The sequence below is a fragment of the Streptomyces sp. NPDC093111 genome, assembly GCF_040683955.1.
GTDB lineage: Bacteria > Actinomycetota > Actinomycetes > Streptomycetales > Streptomycetaceae > Streptomyces.
This window is the reverse complement of sequence record NZ_JBFBNW010000003.1, coordinates 444953-465403: the sequence shown is the minus strand read 5'-3', so window position 1 is coordinate 465403 and position 20451 is coordinate 444953. Positions and strand designations below refer to the sequence as shown.

Annotated in this window: 16 protein-coding genes; 7 read left to right on the top strand and 9 right to left on the bottom strand. The window is 74.1% G+C overall.

Going from position 1 to position 20451, the window contains the following annotated elements:
- Nucleotides 1-22: 22 nt before the first annotated feature.
- Complete coding sequence (gene pulA, locus AB0Q96_RS06915) at nucleotides 23-5323, top strand: pullulanase-type alpha-1,6-glucosidase (protein WP_365322414.1); 5301 nt, start codon at nucleotides 23-25, stop codon at nucleotides 5321-5323.
- A 62-nt stretch (nucleotides 5324-5385) separates the two neighbouring features.
- Here pulA and AB0Q96_RS06910 read toward each other — a convergent pair whose 3' ends face one another.
- Nucleotides 5386-6102 carry a TetR/AcrR family transcriptional regulator gene (locus tag AB0Q96_RS06910; protein WP_365322412.1) on the bottom strand — a complete coding sequence of 239 codons (717 nt, stop codon included), beginning with the start codon at nucleotides 6100-6102 and terminating at the stop codon, nucleotides 5386-5388.
- A gap of 38 nt (nucleotides 6103-6140) precedes the next feature.
- Here AB0Q96_RS06910 and AB0Q96_RS06905 point away from each other — a divergent pair, with 38 nt between their 5' ends.
- A complete protein-coding gene (locus AB0Q96_RS06905) occupies nucleotides 6141-6479 on the top strand; it encodes a hypothetical protein (RefSeq protein ID WP_365322410.1) in 339 nt (112 codons plus the stop codon).
- 16 nt (nucleotides 6480-6495) lie between these two features.
- On the opposite strand, the gene AB0Q96_RS06900 is transcribed toward AB0Q96_RS06905, so the two are convergent.
- From AB0Q96_RS06900 to AB0Q96_RS06885, 4 genes are all read right to left on the bottom strand, one after another.
- Nucleotides 6496-7557: a PDR/VanB family oxidoreductase gene (locus AB0Q96_RS06900; protein WP_365322408.1), complete on the bottom strand. Its 1062-nt coding sequence runs from the start codon at nucleotides 7555-7557 to the stop codon at nucleotides 6496-6498.
- Nucleotides 7557-8444 carry a metal-dependent hydrolase gene (locus tag AB0Q96_RS06895; protein WP_365322406.1) on the bottom strand — a complete coding sequence of 296 codons (888 nt, stop codon included), beginning with the start codon at nucleotides 8442-8444 and terminating at the stop codon, nucleotides 7557-7559. Before AB0Q96_RS06895 ends, AB0Q96_RS06900 begins: the two co-directional genes overlap by 1 nt.
- A 74-nt stretch (nucleotides 8445-8518) precedes the next feature.
- On the bottom strand, nucleotides 8519-10447 hold the full coding sequence (locus tag AB0Q96_RS06890) for a hypothetical protein (RefSeq protein WP_365322404.1): 1929 nt from the start codon (nucleotides 10445-10447) through the stop codon (nucleotides 8519-8521).
- Between the two features lie 90 nt (nucleotides 10448-10537).
- Nucleotides 10538-11338: a tyrosine-protein phosphatase gene (locus AB0Q96_RS06885; RefSeq protein ID WP_365322402.1), complete on the bottom strand. Its 801-nt coding sequence runs from the start codon at nucleotides 11336-11338 to the stop codon at nucleotides 10538-10540.
- Nucleotides 11339-11538: 200 nt separating this feature from the next.
- On the opposite strand from AB0Q96_RS06885, the gene AB0Q96_RS06880 reads away from it, so the two are divergent.
- Both AB0Q96_RS06880 and AB0Q96_RS06875 read left to right on the top strand, forming a co-directional pair.
- Nucleotides 11539-12228: a hypothetical protein gene (locus AB0Q96_RS06880; protein ID WP_365322400.1), complete on the top strand. Its 690-nt coding sequence runs from the start codon at nucleotides 11539-11541 to the stop codon at nucleotides 12226-12228.
- A gap of 81 nt (nucleotides 12229-12309) precedes the next feature.
- Nucleotides 12310-13794, top strand: coding sequence for a PepSY-associated TM helix domain-containing protein (locus tag AB0Q96_RS06875; RefSeq protein WP_365322398.1), 1485 nt, complete (start codon nucleotides 12310-12312; stop codon nucleotides 13792-13794).
- On the opposite strand, the gene AB0Q96_RS06870 is transcribed toward AB0Q96_RS06875, so the two are convergent.
- Together AB0Q96_RS06870 and glnII are read right to left on the bottom strand one after the other, a co-directional pair.
- Nucleotides 13795-14346: a winged helix-turn-helix domain-containing protein gene (locus AB0Q96_RS06870; RefSeq protein WP_365322396.1), complete on the bottom strand. Its 552-nt coding sequence runs from the start codon at nucleotides 14344-14346 to the stop codon at nucleotides 13795-13797. It abuts the gene before it with no gap.
- A gap of 375 nt (nucleotides 14347-14721) precedes the next feature.
- The gene (glnII, locus tag AB0Q96_RS06865) at nucleotides 14722-15753 is read right to left on the bottom strand and encodes a glutamine synthetase (RefSeq protein WP_365322394.1); all 1032 of its coding nucleotides are present in this window, start codon (nucleotides 15751-15753) and stop codon (nucleotides 14722-14724) included.
- Nucleotides 15754-15972: 219 nt separating this feature from the next.
- On the opposite strand from glnII, the gene AB0Q96_RS06860 reads away from it, so the two are divergent.
- The gene (locus AB0Q96_RS06860) at nucleotides 15973-16872 is read left to right on the top strand and encodes a Gfo/Idh/MocA family oxidoreductase (protein WP_365322392.1); all 900 of its coding nucleotides are present in this window, start codon (nucleotides 15973-15975) and stop codon (nucleotides 16870-16872) included.
- 50 nt (nucleotides 16873-16922) lie between these two features.
- Here AB0Q96_RS06860 and AB0Q96_RS06855 read toward each other — a convergent pair whose 3' ends face one another.
- A complete protein-coding gene (locus AB0Q96_RS06855) occupies nucleotides 16923-17282 on the bottom strand; it encodes an arsenate reductase family protein (protein ID WP_365322390.1) in 360 nt (119 codons plus the stop codon).
- A 148-nt stretch (nucleotides 17283-17430) separates the two neighbouring features.
- Between AB0Q96_RS06855 and AB0Q96_RS06850 the strand changes: the two genes are divergently transcribed.
- Nucleotides 17431-17706 (top strand): hypothetical protein, encoded by a 276-nt coding sequence (locus tag AB0Q96_RS06850; protein WP_329420040.1) that lies wholly within the window; start codon nucleotides 17431-17433, stop codon nucleotides 17704-17706.
- Nucleotides 17707-17754: 48 nt separating this feature from the next.
- On the opposite strand, the gene AB0Q96_RS06845 is transcribed toward AB0Q96_RS06850, so the two are convergent.
- Nucleotides 17755-18708 carry a helix-turn-helix transcriptional regulator gene (locus AB0Q96_RS06845; RefSeq protein WP_365322387.1) on the bottom strand — a complete coding sequence of 318 codons (954 nt, stop codon included), beginning with the start codon at nucleotides 18706-18708 and terminating at the stop codon, nucleotides 17755-17757.
- A gap of 456 nt (nucleotides 18709-19164) precedes the next feature.
- On the opposite strand from AB0Q96_RS06845, the gene AB0Q96_RS06840 reads away from it, so the two are divergent.
- Complete coding sequence (locus AB0Q96_RS06840; protein ID WP_365322385.1) at nucleotides 19165-20400, top strand: Cys-Gln thioester bond-forming surface protein; 1236 nt, start codon at nucleotides 19165-19167, stop codon at nucleotides 20398-20400.
- The last annotated feature ends 51 nt before the right edge of the window (nucleotides 20401-20451 follow it).

The window sequence follows — 20451 nt, the reverse complement described above, 5'->3', positions numbered from 1 at the left end:
CCGTACCCCTGGGAGCACCCTCGTGACACGCAAGAGAACGGCGGTCGTCGTGGCCGCCGCCCTGTGCGCGGCCCTCGTGCCCGTCCTGCCCGCGGCCGCCGCGCCGCGCCCGCCCGCCCCGCCCTCCGACCGGGCGCTGGCCGCCACCCCGGCCCGCCACGACCTGACCCGCGAGCAGTTCTACTTCGTGCTGCCGGACCGGTTCGCCGACGGCGACGCCTCCAACGACCGCGGCGGTCTCACCGGCAGCCGCGAGCGGACCGGCTTCGACCCCACCGACAAGGGCTTCTACCAGGGCGGCGACCTCAAGGGCCTCACCCAGCGGCTCGACTACATCAAGGGCCTGGGCACCACCGCCATCTGGATGGCGCCCATCTTCAAGAACCGGCCCGTGCAGGGCACCGGCAAGGACGCCAGCGCCGGCTACCACGGCTACTGGATCACCGACTTCACCCAGGTCGACCCGCACTTCGGCACCAACGAGGACCTGAAGCGGCTCATCGCCGCCGCCCACGCCAAGGGCATGAAGGTCTTCTTCGACGTCATCACCAACCACACCGCCGACACCGTCGACTACGCCGAGAAGACCTACGGCTACCGCCCCAAGGGCGCCTACCCCTACCTCGACAAGGACGGGCGCCCCTTCGACGACCGCACCGCCGTCGCGAAGACCGACACCGACTCCTTCCCGTACACCCCGGTCGTCCCGCCCGCCGACCGGACCGCCAAGGTCCCGGCCTGGCTCAACGACCCGGCGATGTACCACAACCGCGGCGACTCCACCTGGGCCGGCGAGTCCGCCGAGTACGGCGACTTCGTCGGCCTCGACGACCTGTGGACCGAACGCCCCGAGGTCGTCGAGGGCATGAAGAGGATCTACGAGACCTGGGTCCGCGACTTCGACATCGACGGCTTCCGCATCGACACCGTCAAACACGTCGACCTCGACTTCTGGACCCAGTGGGCCACCGCCCTCGACGCCTACGCCAAGAAGCGCGGCCGCGAGGACTTCTTCATGTTCGGCGAGGTCTACTCCGCCGACACCACCGTCACCGCGCCCTACGTCACCCGCGGCCGGCTCGACGCCACCCTCGACTTCCCCTTCCAGGACGCCGCCCGCGCCTACGCCTCCCAGGGCGCCGGCGCCGACCGGCTCGCCAAGGTCTTCGCCGAGGACTACCGCTACACCACCGACAAGGCCAACGCCTACGAGCAGGTCACCTTCCTCGGCAACCACGACATGGGCCGCATCGGGACCTTCCTCAAGCAGGACCACCCCGACGCCGGCGACGCCGAACTCCTCCAGCGGGCCCGCCTCGCCAACGAGCTGATGTTCCTCGGCCGAGGCAACCCGGTGATCTACTACGGCGACGAGCAGGGCTTCACCGGAGCCGGCGGCGACAAGGACGCCCGCCAGACCCTCTTCGCCTCGAAGACCGCCGACTACCTCGACGACGACCAGCTCGGCACCGACCGCACCCACGCCTCCGACGCGTACGACACCGGACACCCGATCTACCGCTCCATCGCCGCGCTGTCGAAGCTGACCAGGACCCACCCGGCGCTGCGCGACGGCGTCCAGCGGGAGCGGTACGCCGAGGGCTCCGTCTACGCCTTCTCCCGCACCGACGCCCGGGACAGGGTCGAGTACCTCGTCGCCACCAACAGCGCGACCGAGCCGAAGACCGTCACCGTCCCCGCCGACTCCGCCGCCTTCCACCTCCTGTACGGCGGCCAGGGCGCCGTCCGGGCCGAGGACGGCGAGGTCACCGTCACCGTCCCCGCCCTGTCCTCCCTCGTCCTGAAGGCGGACCGGCCGCTGCCCGCCCCCGCCACCGCCCCGGCCGTCACGCTCAAGGCCCCCGCCACCGGCGCCACCGGCACCGTCGAACTCACCGCCGACGTCACCGGCGGCGGCCTGAACCGGGTCGTCTTCGCCGCCCAGGTCGGCGACGGGCGCTGGCAGACCCTCGGCACCGCCGACCACGCCCCCTACAAGGTCACCCAGTACGTCACCGCGCCCGCCGGCACCGCCCTGCGCTACAAGGCCGTCGCCGTCGACTCCGCCGGCCGCACCGCGAGCACCCTCGCCGCCTCCACAGCCGGTCAGGCCCCGGCACCCGAGAAGCCCGTCGCCGTCGAGCGCACCTGGGCCGTCGTGCACTACCAGCGCCCGGACGGCGCCTACGACGGCTGGACGCTGAAGGCCGCCGGACAGGAAGCCCCGTTCACCGGCCGCGACGCCCACGGCGCCTTCGCCTGGGTCCGCGTCCCCGAAGGCGCCGCCACCCTCCCGTACACCGTCGAGAAGAACGGCACGGCCGACGGCCCGCAGCGCGCCATCGGCCTCGCCCGCACCGGCGAGGTCTGGATCACCCAGGGCTCCGACGCCCAGTCCGACACCGCCCCCGCCACCCCGCCCCAGGACAAGAAGAAGGCCGTCGTCCACTACCAGCGCGCCGACGGCGCCTACGACGGCTGGGGCCTGCACACCTGGACCGGCGCCGCCCAGCCCACCGACTGGTCCAAGCCGCTGATGCCGGCCCGCTTCGACGCGTACGGCGCGGTCTACGAGGTCCCGCTCGCCGAGGGCGCGAGCTCCCTCTCGTACATCCTCCACAAGGGCGACCAGAAGGACCTGCCCACCGACCAGTCCCTCGCCCTCGGCACCTACGGCAACGAGGTCTGGCTGCTCGCCGGACAGCCCGCCTACCTCCTGCCGCAGACCGGCGGCACCCCCGACCTGGACCTCGCCAAGGCCGAGGCCCAGTGGATCGACCGCACCACCGTCGTCTGGAAGGTCAAGGCGACCGACGCCACCAGCCAGCAGCTCGTGTACGCCCCCGAGGGCGGCATCACCGTCACCGACGGCGCCCTCAGCGACGAGGGCCGGTGGCTCCGGCTGAACCCGGGCACGCTCACCGACGCCCAGAAGGCCCGCTTCCCGCACCTCAAGGACTACCCGGCCTTCACCGTCGACCCGCGCGACGCCGACCGCGCCCGCGCCTCCCTGCGCGGCCAGCTGATCGCCACCCAGCGCGCCGCCAACGGCGCCCTGCTCGCCGCCACCGGCGTCCAGACCGCCGGCGTCCTCGACGACCTGTACGCACCCGCCGCGACGAAGGCCGCCCTCGGCCCCGTCTTCCGCGCCGGCCGCCCCACCCTCTCCGTGTGGGCCCCCACCGCCCAGTCCGTCGCCCTCGAACTCGACGGCCGGACCGTCCCCATGCGCCGCGACGACACCAGCGGCGTCTGGTCCGTCACCGGCCCGAAGTCCTGGACCGGCAAGCCCTACCGCTACGCCGTGAAGGTCTGGGCGCCCAGCGTCCAGCAGCTCGTCGTCAACCGGGTCACCGACCCCTACTCGACCGCCCTCACCACCGACTCCGCCCGCAGCCTCGTCGTCGACCTCACCGCCCCGGCGCTCGCCCCCAAGGGCTGGCGGACGCTGCGGAAGCCGGCCGCCGTCCCGCTGCGCGACGCCCGCGTCCAGGAACTCCACATCCGCGACTACTCCGTCGCCGACACCACCGTCCCCGCCGCCCACCGCGGCACCTACCTCGCCTTCGGCGACACCGGCAGCAAGGGCGCCCGGCACCTCAAGGACCTCGCCGCCGCCGGCACCAACTACGTCCACCTCCTCCCGGCCTTCGACATCGGCACCGTCCCCGAGAAGAAGTCCGGCCAGACCGCGCCCGCCTGCGACCTGAAGGTCTACGCCCCCGACTCCGAGGAGCAGCAGGCCTGCGTCGCCGCCACCGCGGCCAAGGACGCCTACAACTGGGGCTACGACCCGCTGCACTACACCGTGCCCGAAGGCTCGTACGCCACCGACCCCGAAGGCACCCGGCGCACCGTCGAGTTCCGGCAGATGGTCCAGGCGCTCAACGGCGAGGGCCTGCGCACCGTCATGGACGTCGTCTACAACCACACCGTGGCCGCCGGACAGTCCGACAAGTCCGTCCTCGACCGGATCGTGCCCGGCTACTACCAGCGCCTCCAGGCCGACGGCAGCGTCGCCACCTCCACCTGCTGCGCCAACACCGCGCCCGAGAACGCGATGATGGGCAAACTGGTCGTCGACTCCGTCGTCACCTGGGCCAAGGACTACAAGGTCGACGGCTTCCGCTTCGACCTCATGGGCCACCACCCCAAGGCCAACATCCTCGCCGTCCGCAAGGCCCTCGACGCGCTGACCGTCGCCGAGGACGGCGTGGACGGCAAGGCGATCGTCCTCTACGGCGAGGGCTGGAACTTCGGCGAGATCGCCGACGACGCCCGCTTCGTCCAGGCCACCCAGAAGAACATGGCCGGCACCGGCGTCGCGACCTTCTCCGACCGGGCCCGCGACGCCGTCCGCGGCGGCGGCCCCTTCGACGAGGACCCGGGCGTCCAGGGCTTCGCCAGCGGCCTGTTCACCGACCCCAACACGTCCCCCGCCAACGGCACCCCGGCCGAGCAGAAGGCCCGCCTCCTCCACTACCAGGACCTCATCAAGGTGGGCCTGACCGGCAACCTCGCCGGCTACTCCTTCACCGACACCGCCGGGCGTACGGTCAAGGGCTCCGAGGTCGACTACAACGGCTCCCCGGCCGGCTACGCCGCCGTCCCCGGCGACGCCCTCGCCTACGCCGACGCCCACGACAACGAGAGCCTGTACGACGCCCTCGCGTTCAAGCTGCCGGCCGGCACCCCCGCGGCCGACCGGGCCCGCATGCAGGTCCTCGCCCTGGCGACGACCGCGCTCTCCCAGGGCCCGTCGCTCTCCCAGGCGGGCACCGACCTGCTGCGCTCCAAGTCCCTCGACCGCAACTCCTTCGACAGCGGCGACTGGTTCAACGCGATCCACTGGGACTGCCGCGACGGCAACGGCTTCGGCCGCGGCCTCCCGCCGGCCGCCGACAACAAGCCCAAGTGGGCCTACGGGAAGCCGCTCCTGGGCAACCCGGCCCTGACCCCCGGCTGCGCCGAGATCACCGGCGCCTCCGCCGCCTACCGCGACCTGCTCCGGATCCGCGCCACCGAGCCGGCCTTCTCCCTCGACTCCGCCGCCCGCGTCCAGGACACCCTGTCCTTCCCGCTCTCGGGCCGCGACGAGACCCCGGGCGTGATCACCATGCGCCTGGGCGGCCTGGTCGTCGTCTTCAACGCGACCCCGCAGGGGCAGCGGCAGACCCTCGGCGACCTGGCCGGGACCGGCTACCGCCTGCACCCGGTCCAGGCGGACGGGGCCGACACCGGGGTGAAGGGCGCCACGTACGAGCGGGGCACGGGCACCTTCACCGTCCCGGCCCGCACGGTGGCCGTCTTCACCACCGGCTGACCGCGCGAAGGCCCACCGTCCCCGGGACGGTGGGCCTTCTCCGCTCTACGCCGGGCGCTGCTCTACGAGGGGCGCTGCTCCGGCACCCGCGGCGGCGCCAGGGCGAGCAGGCGCCCCACCAGCTCACCGAACGGCCCGTCGGCCGGCTCGTCGGCGAGGATCCGCACCAGGATCTCCGCCATCTCCCCGTCGTACGCGGCGCTCACCGCGGCCAGCGCCGCGAAGTCGTGCACGAGCTGGCGCTCCAGCTCGGCGCGCGGCACCCGGCGCCCGTCCAGCCACAGCAGGGCCGTCGACTCGGCGAGCGACACCCAGGAACGGACCACCAGTTCGAGCCGGGCGGAGGGGCCGGTCACCTCCAGATGGGCCAGGATCTGCTCGTACGCGGCCTGCCGCACCTCGTCGATCATCGCGTGGGCGGTCGAGGAGCCGACGGCGGGACCGCCCCGCATGAGCGCGGCGAAACCGGGGCCGTGGTCGTCGACGAAGTCGAAGAAGCGCCCCATCACCCGCAACAGCCGCGCGCCCAGCGGACCCTCCGAGGGCTCCACGAACCGTCCGGCCAGGTCGTCGGCGGCCCGCCGCAGCGCCGCCTCGTACAGCGACTGCTTGCCGGGGAAGTAGTGGTAGACCAGCGGCCGTGAGATGCCCGCGGCGGCGGCGATCTCGTCGATCGAGACGTCGTCGGGGGAGCGGTGGCTGAACAGTTCGAGGGCCACCCCGATCAGTTGCTGCTTGCGCTCCTCGACGCCCATCCTGCGGCGTACTCCGGTCGTCATGCGAACAGCCTAACGGGAGTCCGTTACGCTCCCGGCACATGAGCGCTTCTGAGCAGGACACCCCGGACACCGTGGCGGAGCTGGACGAGCCGGCCGAGCCCGGCGATCCGGACGAGGCCGCGGGCCTCACCCCGAAGCAGGCGCGTCTGCTTCGGGTCGTCGCCGGTTCGGTCCTGCTCGTCGTGACGGCCGCGGTGCTGGCGGTCCGCCTGGCGAACCACACGTCCGTCCTCGTCGTCGGCGTGTACGGGATCGCCATGATCCTCTGCGGGGTCGTCATCGAACTCTCCCGCAACGGGCGCACGCGGCTCGCCACGTGGCTCCTGACCGGCGGCCTGCTCACCGCGTTCGCCCTGGACTGGCTGGTCCTTCCCTGACCGGCGGGCCGGCGGACTACAGGTCCAGGACCAGGCGTTCGCCCGCGCACCGCGACACGCAGATCAGCATCGAGCCGGCCCGCTCCTCGTCGGTGAGCAGTTCGTCCCGGTGGTCGACCTCGCCCTCCAGGACGTCCTGCCGGCAGGTCCCGCAGAAGCCCTGCCGGCAGGAGTACAGGACCCCCGGCACGGCCTCGCGGACGGCGGACAGCACCGACTGGCCGGCCGTCACCGTCACCGTGCGCCCGGTGCGCCGCAGTTCGACCTCGAAGGGCGCGCCGCCCTCGGTCCGCGCGGCGGAGAAGCGCTCCAGGGCGGGGACCCGGCCGTCCGACAGGGCCGCGCCCACCGCGTCCATGAGCCCTTCGGGCCCGCAGCAGTAGACGGCGGTCTCGGCGGGCAGCCCGCCGAGGAAGGACAGGTCGGGGAGTCCGCTCTCGTGCTCGGTGACCACGGTCGTCCGGCCGCGCCCCAGCTTCTCCGCCTCGTACACGAACGGCATGGTGGCGCGGTGGCGCCCGCAGTACAGCAGCCGCCAGTCCGCCCCGGCCGCCTCGGCGGCGCGCACCATCGGCAGGATCGGGGTGATCCCGATGCCGCCGGCGACGAAGACGTACGAGGGGGCGGGGGTCAGCGGGAAGCGGTTGCGCGGCCCGCGGATCTCGATCTCGGTGCCCACGTGCAGCTGTTCGTGGACCTCGCGGGAGCCGCCCCGGCCGCCCTGCTCGGCGTCGATGAGCCGGGTGGCGATCGTGTAGGCGTCCCGCTCGGCGGGGTCGCCGCAGAGCGAGTACTGGCGCACGGCGCCGGAGGGCAGGACGAGGTCGATGTGCGCGCCCGGCTGCCAGGCGGGCAGTCCGGGCCCCTCCAGGCGCAGTTGGACGACCCCGGCGGCGGGTTCGCGGCGCTCGGCGACGACGACGCGCAGGGTGACGGTGGAGCCGCGGCCGCGGCCCGAGACCGGCTCGTCGAGCGCGGGCATGGGCCAGAGCGGCGAGGCGTCGATCCGGCGGCGCAGGGCCCGCCTGGCGAGCAGCGCGGCTCCGGCGACCAGGACGACGGTACGCAGTCGGGGCATCAGTGCCGGCCTCCGTTGGCGCCGGGGGAGCTCGCCAGGTAGGCGGCGGCCTGCGCGGTGCTGCCCTCCTGGCTGGGGTGGTAACTCCGGCTCAGGTAGCGGGGGATGGAGCGCAGCATGTCGGGCGTGGCGGGCAGCACGCCCTCGCGGCCCTTGCGGACGAACTGGCCCACGCTCGGCTTGGCGTCGAGCACGCCGGGGTCGTTCTCCATGAAGAAGCGCACCCCGCGCTGCCAGAGGAAGGCGAGCGCGGAGAACGCCGCCGCCCAGGTGCGGGCGCGCCGCCGGTAGCCGCCGTCCAGGTGCAGGAAGAGCTCGAAGGCGACCGAGCGGTGCTCGACCTCCTCGGCGCCGTGCCAGCGCAGCAGGTCCAGCATGACGGGGTCGGCGCCGACCCGGTCCAGCTCCTCGGCGTTGAGCACCCAGTTGCCGAGGAAGGCGGTGTAGTGCTCGATCGCGGCGATCAGCGCGACCCGTTCCATCAGCCACCAGCGGCGCGCCCGGCCCGGCGGCAGGGTCCGGTCGCCGAGCAGCTTCTCGAAGAACCAGTCGACCTGCGCGGTGTACGGGGTGGGGTCGAGCCCCAGCCGCTTGAGGTGCGGCAGCACGTCGTCGTGGGCCTGGGAGTGGACGGCCTCCTGTCCGATGAAGCCGATGACGTCCGCACGCAGCCGGTCGTCGGTGATGTACGGGAGGACCTGCTTGTAGACGTGCACGAACCAGCGCTCACCGGCCGGGAGCAGCAGGTGCAGCACGTTGATGGTGTGGGTGGTGAACGGGTCGCCGGGAACCCAGTGCAGCGGGGTCTCCTCCCAGTCGAAGGAGACCTTGCGGGCCTTGAGCTCGATGTGTTCCGACGCCACCGGTGCAGGCTGCGTATTAGACATGGCGTCAATGTACTGAGGGGTAGGCGCGAGGGCCAGGGGTCGCGCACGCCCATTTCCCCGGCCCCGGCGACCCGTCACCTCAGCGCGCTCACCCGGGTCCCGTCCGCCAGCGTCCCCGTCAGGTCCGCCCGGCTCCCCGCCGCCGCCCGCACCGCGAGCAGATGCCCCTCGGCCCGCCCCCGCACACCGCCCGACAGGCTCAGCGAGGCGAAGTCCCCCGTGCCCGCCGCCACCACGTACCACTGCCCGCTCCGCGCCTGCCAGACCACGCCCGCGAGCACCCGGGGATCCCGCGCCCCGCAGGCCGGGGTCGACTCGGAGCGGGCCGCCAGGGCCGCCGTGCCGGTCGCGCCGGGGGCCCGGAACAGGGCCAGCGCCCGGCTCCCGGTGCCCCGCCAGGTCTCCGCCCGCGCGCACAGCCACTCCGCCCGCCCGGCGGCCTCCGGCAGCGCCTGCCCGGCGAACGCCCAGGAGTTCACCGCCCGCACCCCGTGCGAGCGCACCGCCGAGAGCTGGCAGGCCGTCCGCGCCCACGCCTCCCGCGCCGCCGGCGCCGTCGCGTCCACGGGCGCGGCCGGCGGGCCGGAGGTCAGCCGGGCCGGGGCCAGTTCGCCCAGATCGCCCAGGAGCCGGACCCCCGTCCCGTCCCGCACCTGGAGCGTGTTCCAGCTGTCGCAGGTCCGGGCCGTCGCCGGACTCGGCATCGGCTCGGTCACCCCCGACGCGTCCCGGGGCAGCGGCCACGCCGCCTTCGCGGGCGCCAGGAGGTCGGCGACCGCCGTCTCCTTCACCCAAGGGGCCGTCAGGTAGCGCACGTTGCCCGCGGCCCGCGACACCACGAGCGCCGCCGAGCCGACCGCGTCCGCCCCGTCCGTCCGCGCGAAGTCCAGGGCCGCCCCGCTCTCGTCCCCGACCGGCTCCGCGTACCGCACCACCCGCAGGCCGTCGTAGAACAGCACTACGCGCACCGCGTCCACCCGCCCCGCGTACAGCAGCTGCGGCGATCCCATCGGCGGCCCCGGGGGCGTCCCGGGCGTCGCCGAGGCGTGCACGGACGGACCGGGGCGCGCCCACACCGCGAGCGCCCGCCGCAGCAGCGCCGTGTCGCCGGTGAGCCCGCCCCGCGCCGGCCAGACCGAGAAGTCCGTGCGGGGGGAGGCCCGCCAGGCCGTCGGCTCGACCCGCTTCACGCCGCCCGGGTCGAGCGCCGCCTCCGCCGCCGGGTTACGGGCGTACGAGGGGGCTGCCGCGCCGTTCCTGCCCCAGCCGTCGCCCGGCAGCCCGAGCAGCGTCCCGCACACCACCACCGCCGCGACCGCCGCCAGTGCCGCCCGGCCGTGCTGCCGGCGCCGCATGAGGTCCGGCGGGCGGGCCTGGAGCGAGCAGGGGTCGAACTCGGGCGACTCCAGGAGCGCGCTCCGCGCCTCGACCCCGTCCGCCTCCGCGAGCGCCGCCGCGGGGTCCCCGGCCCCGGCCGCCGCCAGCACCCGCAGCACCTCCGGGTCGCCCTGCCGCTCCAGACCGCGCAGCACGTACGCCGCGCGCCCGGGCCCGGAGAGCGCGGAGAGACGCTGGTCCAGGGCCAGTTCGTCGGCGCCGCCCGCGCGCGGGAACAGCCGCAGGCCCCACACCTGCGGCAGCAGCGGCGGGAACTGCGCCCGGCGCGGCAGCGCGCGCCGCCGCAGCGGCAGCCCGGCCACCAGCGCCTGCCGCAGCACCTCGCCCCGCACGTACGCGTACCCCGGATCGACCGCGTCCTCCGCCCGCCGCGCCCCCGGCACGGCCCCGCCCGAGGTGCGGCGGCGCGGCAGCGAGCGCTGCACGAGCGCGTGCGCGGTCAGCACCCGGCGGTTGCGCCCCAGCGAGGGCGGCAGGACCAGGTACGCGATGCGGACGAGCCGCGGGTAGTGCTCGACGAGCGCGGCCTCGGCCTGCTCCACGTCGACGGGGCCGGGGGAGTCGGGGGAGGGGTCTGAGGAGGGGGCGAGTTCCTGGGTGCTCACGTTCAGCAGAACGAGCGAATCGTGCGATGGTCACCCCGGCGGGGTCCCCCGAACGGGCGCGGACGAGCCCCGGCCGGCGCGGCCCCGGTGTCAGGCCGCGTACACCGTGAGCCGCTCGCGGATCAGCGCGGTCACCTCGTCGGGGACGCCGAGCCCGTCCCGTACGTACTTCTCCATCGACCCGTGCCGCACCGCGACCTCGTCGAGCGCCGCCTCCAGGTACTCCGGCACGACCCCGATCAGCGCGAGCGCCAGGTCGGGATCGCCGCCCTGGGCCGTGAAGCCCTCGATGAGCGGGGCGAAGGCCTGCCGCACCGCCGGGTTGACCGCGAGGAACTCCGCCATGACCGTCTCCTCGTCCGCGCCGAGCAGCGAGAGCACGACCGCCGCCGCCCAGCCCGTACGGTCCTTGCCCGCCGTGCAGTGGAAGAGCAGCGGACCGGCGTACGGGTCGCCCAGCTCGGTGAGGAAGGCCCCGTACGAGGCGCGCGCCGACCCGGTGTTCACGAAGGCCCGGTACGTCCGTTGGAACGCCGCCTGCGCCCGGCCCCCGCCCAGGTGCTCCTCGGCGAGCGCCGGATCGGCGAGCAGGGTCTTCAGCCGGGCGGCGGGCGGCAGCCCGCTGGTCGCCAGGAAGTCCGCGAGCACGTCCGCGACGAGCAGCCGCCCGCCCGCCGGCACGTGGTCGGGCCGCTCGGCCCGCTCGGCGGCGGTGCGGAAGTCGACGACGGTGCGGATGCCGAGCGAGGCCACCACCGGGTCGGCCGGATCGAGCCGGTCGAGCTGCCCGGAGCGGAAGACCAGGCCCTCGCGGACGCTGCGGCCCTCGCCGAGCGGAAGGGTGCCGAGGCCGCGGAGGTTGGCGACGGTGGCGGCGGGGATGGCGGGCATGCGTCGACTCCTCCGAAACCGGTACAAAAGCAGTTCCCCGCTCACCGTAGCCGATGCGGGTCGGGGGTGGTCCGCCGGGCCCGGCGCGGGGATGACAGCATGACCGCACCATGACGCACTCCAGGTCGCCGCTGCGCGCCCTCCGTGCCGCGCTGTTCGCGGCGGTGTGCGTCACTTTGGCCGCGGTGGGGCATTCGTCCATGTCTGCCCATGCGATCCCGGGACGCTCGCTCCTCCTGGCCTTCGCCGTGACGACCGCCCTCGCCTGGACCGCCGCCGGCCGCCGCCGCGGCTCCCTCGCCATCGCGGCCGGCCTCACCTCCGTACAGGGAGCGCTCCACCTGATCTTCGGGGCGGGCGAACACGGGCCGATGTCCGAGCCCAGGGGCTCGACGGGATCCATGAGCGAGCTGGGATCCATGGGCTCGACGGGCGCCATGGAGCACGTGGGCTCGATGAGTGCCGTGGAGCACATGGGCTCGATGAGCGCCATGGAGCACATGGATTCCATGGCGAGCATGGGTTCCATGGCGCACGCCATGACCATGGGCGGCGCCGGTGCCCCCGGGCACGGCGTCGGCCCCGGGTCCGACCTCGGCATGCTCGCCGCGCACCTGTTCGCCGCCCTCGCCTGCGGGCTGTGGCTCGCCCACGGCGAGGCCGCGCTGTTCGCCCTGGCCCGCGCCGTCGCCGCGACCGCGTTCACGCCGCTGCGCCTCGCGCTCGCCGCCGTACGCGCCCTCGCCCCCGTCCCCCCGGCCCTCCGGCCGGTGCGGACCGCCCCGTACCCGCGCAGGCCGCGCGGTGTCGTCCTCGCGCGCTCGGTGTCCCGGCGCGGTCCGCCCCGCCCCGCCGTACCCCGCGCCACGGCCCTCGGAGCACGCGTCTGACGTGATCGGCCCGGGGGTCGCTCTCCCCTGCCGACACCCGCATGCCGACACGGGCATGCCGACACACCTCCTAGGACCGTCATGACCATCGACGATCTCGCACGCCCCGACAGACCCGAGACACCAGACACACCGGACACGCCGGACACGCCGGAGAGCTCCGAGGCGCGCCCCGCCGACTCCCCGTCCCGCCCGCGCGGCTGGGCGGCGCTGCGCCCGCTCGTCCTGCGGCTGCACTTCTACGCGGGCGTCCTCGTCGCCCCGTTCCTCCTCGTCGCCGCCGTGAGCGGGCTGCTCTACGCGCTGTCCGTACCGGCCGAGAAGCTGGTGTACGCGCACGAGCTCGAAGTCCCGGTGCCCGCCGACGCCACGGCCCTGCCGCTCTCCCGCCAGGTCGAGCTGGCCCGCGCGGCCAACCCCGACGGCACCGTCACCGCCGTGTGGCCCGGCGCCGAACCCGGCGCCACCACCCGGGTCCTGATGGACGACCCGGAGGCCCCCGAGGGCACCTCCATGGGCGTGTTCGTCGACCCGTACACCGGCGACATACGCGGACAGCTGCCGAGCTACGGCAGCTCGGGCGCGCTCCCGCTGCGCACCTGGATCTCCGGGCTCCACGTCGACCTGCACCTCGGCGAGCTCGGCCGCAACTACAGCGAGCTGGCCGCCAGCTGGCTGTGGGTGGTCGCGCTCGGCGGCCTGCTGCTGTGGATCGGGCGCCGCCGCAGGAACCGGCGCGCGCTGTTCCTGCCCGAGCGCGGCCCGAAGTCCCGCCGCCGCACGCTCTCCTGGCACGGCACCGTCGGCCTGTGGACGGTGGCCGGTCTCGTGGCCCTCTCCGCCACCGGCCTGACCTGGTCGCGGTACGCGGGCGAGAACATCGGCTCCGTCCAGGACCGGCTCGGCGGCGCGACCCCGGCGCTCTCCGCGGACATCACGGCCGGCGGCCCGGCCGGGGCCGGGGCCGGCGAGCACGCGGGCCACGGCGCCGGGCACCAGCCCGCGCCGACCGCCCCCAAGGGCGCGGACATCGGCCTGGACAAGGCGGTCGACGCGGCCCGCGCGGCCGGCGTCGACAGCCCCGAGATCGCCGTCGTCCTGCCGGCGGACGGCACCGGCTACGTGGTGAAGGAGACCGACAAGCAGTTCCCCGTCGAGCTGGACTCGGTGGCCGTGGATCCGGCCGACGGCACCGTCCTCGACGAGCTGCGCTTCGCCGACTACCCGCTGCTCGCCCAGCTCACCCGGATCGGCATCGACGCCCACATGGGCGTCTTCCTCGGCCTGTTCAACCAGCTGGCGCTCGCGGCCCTCGGGCTCGCGCTCGTCCTGCTCGTCCTGTGGGGCTACCGCATGTGGTGGCTGCGCCGGCCGGGCCGCCCGGTCGCCCGGGGCGCCTGGCGCAAGGTCCCGCCGACCATGCTGCTCCCGCTGCTCGCGGGGACGGCCCTGGTGGCCTGGTTCGTCCCGCTGCTCGGCCTCAGCCTGCTGCTGTTCGTGGCCGTGGACGTGACGGCCGGACTGGTGGCGAGGTTCCGGCACCGGAACCCCGCCACGACTCCCTGATCAGGGGGTGTACTTGTAGCCGACCCGCCGCACGGTCTGGATCGTGTGGCGGTGCTCGGCGCCCAGCTTGCGGCGCAGCCGCGCCACGTGGACGTCGACGGTCCGGCCGTCCCCGACGTGCCCGTACCCCCACACCGTCGTGACCAACTGGTCGCGGGTGTGCACCCGGTGCGGGTGGGCCACGAGGTGGGCGAGCAGTTCGAACTCCAGATACGTCAGGTCCAGCGGGCGTCCGTCCACGACGGCGACCCGCTGGACGCCGTCGATGGCCACCGGGCCCTGCTCGCCGGCCGGCTCGGCCGCCACCGCGGCGGGCTGCTGCTGGTCGGCGGGGAGCAGCACCAGATAGCCGACCATCGGCGGCCGGCCCGGCAGCGCCGGCAGGGTGTGCTGGGGCGCGGGCAGCAGCGTGGCGCCCGGCGGGAGGAAGTCGGCGACCCGCGCGAGACCGGCGACCTCGTCGGGGTCGACGGCTCGCAGCCGGTGCCGGTCGACGCGCTCGACGCGGGGGCGGAGGGCGGTGAGGGTGGCGGCAGCCTGGGTATGGGCCATGAAAGCTCAACTCTTTCGCGCGAGTTACGGACGGACAGGCGTCGTACGTCTTGCGCGTCGGCCGAAGGCCGGAGGACCGGACCTACCGGTCGGGGGCTTTAGAGGGCCGACGCGTTCCTCACGCGTCGACAGCACCGGTCGAAGTCATGGTGCTGACGGGAAGGCCAGAACGGCTCGAGGTCGTGGCGACCCTTCGCGGTGTCGTTCTCGATGCTGGCCATATCCCTATTAAACCAGGAGGGAAGTGCGCTGGGCAGCCCTCGGTCGGCCAAAAGCCCTGTCGCGCGGCCCACATGTGTTTCCCACATGCCGGAAGGGGCGCCCACCGTACGGAACGGTGGGCGCCCCTTCCGGGTGCGCGGATCAGCGGACGGATCAGACCTGGCCGGCCCGCTCCAGGGCCTCGCAGCAGGTGTCCACCATCAGGCGGGTCACCACGTACGGGTCGACGTTCGCGTTCGGACGGCGGTCCTCGATGTAGCCCTTGCCGTCCTGCTCGACCTGCCACGGGATGCGGACCGAGGCGCCGCGGTCGGAGACGCCGTAGTGGTACTTGTCCCAGGGGGCGGTCTCGTGCAGACCGGTCAGCCGGTCGTCGATGCCCGCGCCGTAGTTCTTCACGTGGTCGAGCGGCTTCGAGCCCTCGCCCAGCGACTCGCACGCGGTGATGATCGCGTCGTAGCCCTCGCGCATCGCCTTCGTGGAGAAGTTGGTGTGCGCGCCGGCACCGTTCCAGTCGCCCTTCACCGGCTTCGGGTCCAGGGTCGCGGTGACCTTGAAGTCCTCGGCGGTGCGGTAGAGCAGCCAGCGGGCCACCCACAGCTGGTCGGCGACCTCCAGCGGCGCCAGCGGGCCGACCTGGAACTCCCACTGGCCGGGCATGACCTCGGCGTTGATGCCGGAGATGCCGAGACCCGCGGTCAGGCAGTTCTCCAGGTGCGCCTCGACGATGTCACGGCCGAAGATCTCGTCCGCGCCGACACCGCAGTAGTAGCCGCCCTGCGGGGCCGGGAAGCCGCCGACCGGGAAGCCGAGCGGACGCTCGCCGTCGAAGAAGGTGTACTCCTGCTCGATGCCGAAGATCGGCTCCTGGGCGGCGTACCGGGCGAACACCTCGGCCAGCGCGGCCCGCGTGTTGGACTCGTGCGGCGTCATGTCCGTGTTCAGGACCTCGCACAGCACCAGCACGTCGTCGCCGCCGCGGATCGGGTCCGGGCAGGAGAAGACCGGCTTGAGGACACGGTCCGAGGCGTGGCCCTTGGCCTGGTTGGTGCTGGAACCGTCGAAGCCCCAGAGCGGCAGCTCCTCCAGGGCGACCCCCGTGCCGGGCATGATCTTCGTCTTCGAACGGAGCTTGGCGGTCGGCTCGGTTCCGTCGATCCAGATGTACTCAGCCTTGAAGGTCACGGGTCTCATCCTTTGGCGTGCGCTGCGGGGGTGGTGTCTCCGCGCAGCATCGCAATATCGGATTTCCCGATGGTTGCCCGATTGTGAACCCCGTGTTACTCAGCATTCCTCCGTAATTCCTCCGTATCCACCGGGCGGGGTGCGGCGGGGCGCCGGGCTCCGCTTCGTATACGGGCATCCCGGCGCCGGATGTCCGAGCGGGGCGGCAGACTGGTGGGCATGGTGAAGATCCTCGGCGCGAAGCCCCGTATCGGACTGCTCGGCACCGGCCCCTGGGCCGAACGCACCCACGCACCCGCGCTGGCGGCGCACGCGGGAGTGGAGTTCAGCGGGGTGTGGGGCCGACGGCCCGAGGCCGCGGCGGCGCTGGCCGCCGGGTTCGGGACGCGGGCGTACGAGGACGTGGACGCCCTGTTCGAGGCGAGCGACGCCGTCGCCCTCGCGCTGCCGCCGGACGTCCAGGCCCCGCTCGCGGCCCGGGCGGCGGCGGCCGGCTGCCACGTGATCCTCGACAAGCCGGTGGCGACCTCGGCCGACGCGGCCCGCGACCTGGCGGCGGCCGTCACGGCGGCGGGCGTCGCCTCCGTCGTCTTCTGCACCCTGCGCTTCGCGGAGCCCACCGCCCGCTGGATCGACGAACAGGCCGCGGTGGGCGGCTGGTTCCTCGGCGAGGCGCACTGGCTGGGCTCCCTCTTCGCCCCCAGCTCCTCCAGCGCGTACGCGGCCTCGCCGTGGCGGCGTGAGAAGGGCGGCCTGTGGGACGTCGGCCCGCACGTCCTCTCCGTCTACCTGCCGGTCCTCGGCGACGTCACCTCGGTGACCTGCGTCCCCGGCCCCGAGGACACCCGCCACCTGGTCCTGCGCCACACCTCGGGCGCGAGCAGCACCGCCACCCTCACCCTCAGCGCCCCGCCCGAGGCCGCCGAGGCCGCGCTCTCGCTGTACGGGAAGGCGGGGCGGGTGACGATGCCGGGCTGGGACGGCGCCCTGGGCGCCTTCGGGGGAGCGGTGGACGCCCTCGTGGAGGCCGTCCGCAGCGGTGAGCCGCACCCCTGCGACGTGCGCTTCGGGGCGCGGCTCACCGAGATCCTTGCGGAGGCGGAGGCGGCGTCCGCCTGAGCCCGGACGGAGAGCGGCCGGCGGGACAGCGCGTCCCGGACGGAGAGCGGTCAGCGGGACAGCGCGTCCCGCACGGCCTCCTCGGTGCGGGCGACGACGGCCGAGCCGTCCTCCGCGGTGATGATGGGCCGCTGGATCAGCTTCGGATGCGCGGCCAGCGCCTCCACCCAGCGGTCCCGGCCCGCCGCGTCCCGGGGCCAGTCCTTGAGCCCGAGCTCCTTCGCGTCCGCCTCCTGCGTCCGCGTGATGTCCCACGGCTCCAGGCCCAGCCGGTCGAGCACGGCCCGGATCTCGTCCGGACTCGGCACGTCCTCCAGGTAGCGCCGCACGGTGTAGTCGGCGCCCTCGGCGTCCAGCAGGGTCAGTGCGCTCCGGCACTTCGAACAGGCGGGATTGATCCAGATCTCCATGCCCCCAACGTACCGCCCGAAGGACCGCCGAACGTGCCACTAAAGCCCGTCTGGCCAGGGGCGATTGTCAGTGGTGGCGACTAAAATCGGGGGTGAAGGTGAGGGTCCCGGGGAGGGCTCTCGCCCACCGTTCGCCAGGAGGTCGCGCATGGCTCTCGCCGTGATCCGGACACCGTCCCTCGAACCCTGGAAGCCGCTCCAGAAGCAGCCGCTCCCCGCGGGCCGCCCCCGCGAGTGGTACGTCACCCACAACCGCCGTCTGAAGGCCATGCGCCTCGCGATAGCCCTGCTCGACGCCGGGGTCTACATCCCGTCGCGGGCCACCAACGCGAAGATCCGCACGACCGCCGTCCAGCTCGGCATCCACCCGCCCTCCGACACCACCTGCCACATGGTCCGGGCCCTGATCCGCTACGGCCGCTGACCAGGAAGGGGCGCCGCCCGGCCACCGGGCCGGGCGGCGCCCCCCCGCTCAGATCCAGTCGCGCTCGCGGGCCGCCAAGGCCGCGCCGAAGCGGCTCGGTGCGTCCAGGCGGCGGATGAGGGCGGCGACATGGCCGCGGTAGGTGCGGACGGACATGCCGAGTTCGCGGGCGCCCGCCTCGTCCTTGGCGACCCGGGCCATGGTGCGCAGGACGCGCAGCTCGGCGGGGCTCGGCAGCTCGGCCGCCGGCCCGTGCGCGCGGGCCCAGCGGGATTCGAAGAGGGCCAGCAGCGGGGCGACCAGGGCGGGGTGGCGGACGACGAGCGCGCCCCGGGTGATGTCCGCCGGGTCGGTCGCCACCAGCGCGGTCCGCCGGTCGAAGATCACCATGCGTTCGAGCGGCCCGGCCGTGCCCCGCACCCCGGCACCCCGCTCGGCCAGTTCCGACACGAAGCGGCCGACCCCCGGGGCGCCGAGCGCGCGATCGTGTACGAGGGTCCGCATCCGCAGGCCCCGCCGCAGGTACTTCAGGTCGGAGCTCCTGACGGCGTCGAGGGCGGCGGTGAGGATCGGGCCCGGGTGCGTGGTCAGGCGCTCCTCGCGGGCGAAGAACGACAACTCGTCCACGCACGCGATCACCTGGTCGAGGCCCTCGACGTGCTGGAGCTCGACGGCCCGGCCCCACGTCCCGGCGCGCCGGTCCTCGGCCAGGCTCTCCACGAGGTGACGCGAGGAGGCGACGCGGCGGATCTCTCCCTGGAGTCCGCGGATCCGCAGGCGGGCCAGCCGGTCGATCACGGACACCGGGTCGGTGCCGCTGAACGTCCGCTGGTCGCCGGTGGCCACCATGCCGAGCTCCCGGAGCCTGCCGAGCGCGGCCCCGGCGCTCTCCTCGTCGATCCCGCACGCGCCGGCTATCGCGGCGATGCCGAGCCCCGGTGAACGCAGGGTCGTCCGGTAGACCGCCTCCTCGCCCGCGCTCACCCCGAGGAACGCGAGCATGTTGCCCTCCACCGTGCCCACCCTGATGCCACCCCGTTCTCCTGTCGACCGTCCGCACACGAGCGGGGGCCCCGCCCCCGCGTGCCGGGGCCCCTGCCGGACCGAGATCCTCCAACAGCCCGGGTCCGTCCCCCTAGGGACCTAGGTCCGTTTCCGAAAGGACCAACGCCCCGGGGTGGCCGGAGGCCGCGGAGGTCCCCGCCCCCTCAAGTGCCGTGGCGATGCGGGGAGATGGGGGTCCATCGCGGGGGAGTGGCTCATAGGCCGGAGCTATGGGGTCATAAGGCGGGGGCCTCTCGCCCTGCAGGAAGCTGCGGCACCGGTCCGCAGGAACTCCCCCCGTTTTCCGTCCTCCGGCCGGTGTGACCGTCCCTAGCTTTGATCGGGTCCGTGATGGCCCAGGCAGAGAGAAGAACGATGGTGGGGCGGAAACGCAGGATCCGTACGGTGGTCGGCGTGCTCGCGAGCGGCCTGCTGGTGAGCGGTGCGGCGACGACGGCGGTGGCGGCCGAGGCCGGTGGCGGAGACGCCGACGACGGGGTCGTGGTCGTCAAGAAGGCCGCACTGCGCGAGGGCGATTACATCGCGCACGTGACCGAGCCCGAAGGCAAGGACGACGGGGTGCCCGGCGGCCTGATCAAGGTGACGACCGAAGACGGCGACACCCTGCTCGCGTACTGCCTCGACGTCCGCACCGCCGTGAAGAGGGGCGCCGAGTACCGGGAGGCCGACCGGTCCGAGGTGCCCACGCTGAAGGACAACCCGGACGCGGCGAAGGTCGACTGGGTCCTGCGGCACGGGTACCCGGCGTACAAGCCGGCCGACCTCGGCAAGCTGACCGGCCTCAAGCTCTCCGAGAACGCGGCGGCCGGAGGCACCCAGGCCGCCGTCTGGCGTCTCACCAACCACGTCAAGGCGGTCCCGCTGGACCCGGCGGGCGCGGCTCTCGCCGACTACCTCGTGGCACACGCCGTCGACACCCCGGAACCGGTCACCCCGCTGGTCCTCGACCCCGAGACGGTGACCGGGCCGGCCGGGTCGGTCCTCGGTCCGATCACGGTCGGCACCACCGGCGACCAGGTCATGGCCGCCCTCGACCCCGCGGCCGTCGCGGCCGGCGTGGTGCTGACCGACCAGGAGGGGAACGTGGTCTCGGGCGCCGACGGCAGGCTGACCCAGGCCGTGATGGACGGCGAATCGCTGTTCGTGAAGGCCCCGGCCGGTGCCCGGCCGGGCACCGCGACCGTCTCGGCGACGGCCTTCGTCCCGGTCCCGGTGGGCCACAAGCTGGTCGGCGAGGACAGCCAGGCCCTGGCCCTGGTGACCGGCGACCGGGTTCCGGTCATCAGGCACGCGAAGGTGAGCTGGACCGGCGGCACTCCGCCGTCGCCCACCCCCACACCGACCTCCGACCCCGGCGGCTCGCCGAGCCCGACCGCGAGCCCGACCCTTCCCCCGACCGCCTCCCCGACCGCATCGGGCTCTCCCGGCGCTTCGGCGAGCGCGGACCCGAGCGGGACACCGGGACCCGACCCCACCTCCTCGGCCGGCGCCGGGGGCTCCGAGCTCGCCTCCACCGGGAGCTCCGGTGCCCTCGGATTCGTCGCCGTGGCCGCCGGCGGGCTGGCCGTGATCGGTGCTCTCGTGGTCCTCGTCCACGAGTGGCGGCGTCGCTACCGCGACCTGGACTGAGCCCAGCCGGGCGGGAACGGCCGAAACGGACGGGCCCCGGGCGGCGTCATG

Bases quoted from the DNA above. Each gene is read 5' to 3' on its own strand.
- AB0Q96_RS06870 (WP_365322396.1), bottom strand. From the start codon at position 14,346: ATGGCCCATACCCAGGCTGCCGCCACCCTCACCGCCCTCCGCCCCCGC.
- AB0Q96_RS06905 (WP_365322410.1), top strand. From the start codon at position 6,141: ATGAGCGCTTCTGAGCAGGACACCCCGGACACCGTGGCGGAGCTGGAC.
- AB0Q96_RS06900 (WP_365322408.1), bottom strand. From the start codon at position 7,557: ATGCCCCGACTGCGTACCGTCGTCCTGGTCGCCGGAGCCGCGCTGCTC.
- AB0Q96_RS06885 (WP_365322402.1), bottom strand. From the start codon at position 11,338: ATGCCCGCCATCCCCGCCGCCACCGTCGCCAACCTCCGCGGCCTCGGC.
- AB0Q96_RS06845 (WP_365322387.1), bottom strand. From the start codon at position 18,708: ATGCTCGCGTTCCTCGGGGTGAGCGCGGGCGAGGAGGCGGTCTACCGG.
- AB0Q96_RS06875 (WP_365322398.1), top strand. From the start codon at position 12,310: ATGACCATCGACGATCTCGCACGCCCCGACAGACCCGAGACACCAGAC.
- AB0Q96_RS06895 (WP_365322406.1), bottom strand. From the start codon at position 8,444: ATGTCTAATACGCAGCCTGCACCGGTGGCGTCGGAACACATCGAGCTC.
- AB0Q96_RS06860 (WP_365322392.1), top strand. From the start codon at position 15,973: ATGGTGAAGATCCTCGGCGCGAAGCCCCGTATCGGACTGCTCGGCACC.
- AB0Q96_RS06855 (WP_365322390.1), bottom strand. From the start codon at position 17,282: ATGGAGATCTGGATCAATCCCGCCTGTTCGAAGTGCCGGAGCGCACTG.
- AB0Q96_RS06910 (WP_365322412.1), bottom strand. From the start codon at position 6,102: ATGACGACCGGAGTACGCCGCAGGATGGGCGTCGAGGAGCGCAAGCAG.
- AB0Q96_RS06850 (WP_329420040.1), top strand. From the start codon at position 17,431: ATGGCTCTCGCCGTGATCCGGACACCGTCCCTCGAACCCTGGAAGCCG.
- AB0Q96_RS06880 (WP_365322400.1), top strand. From the start codon at position 11,539: ATGTCTGCCCATGCGATCCCGGGACGCTCGCTCCTCCTGGCCTTCGCC.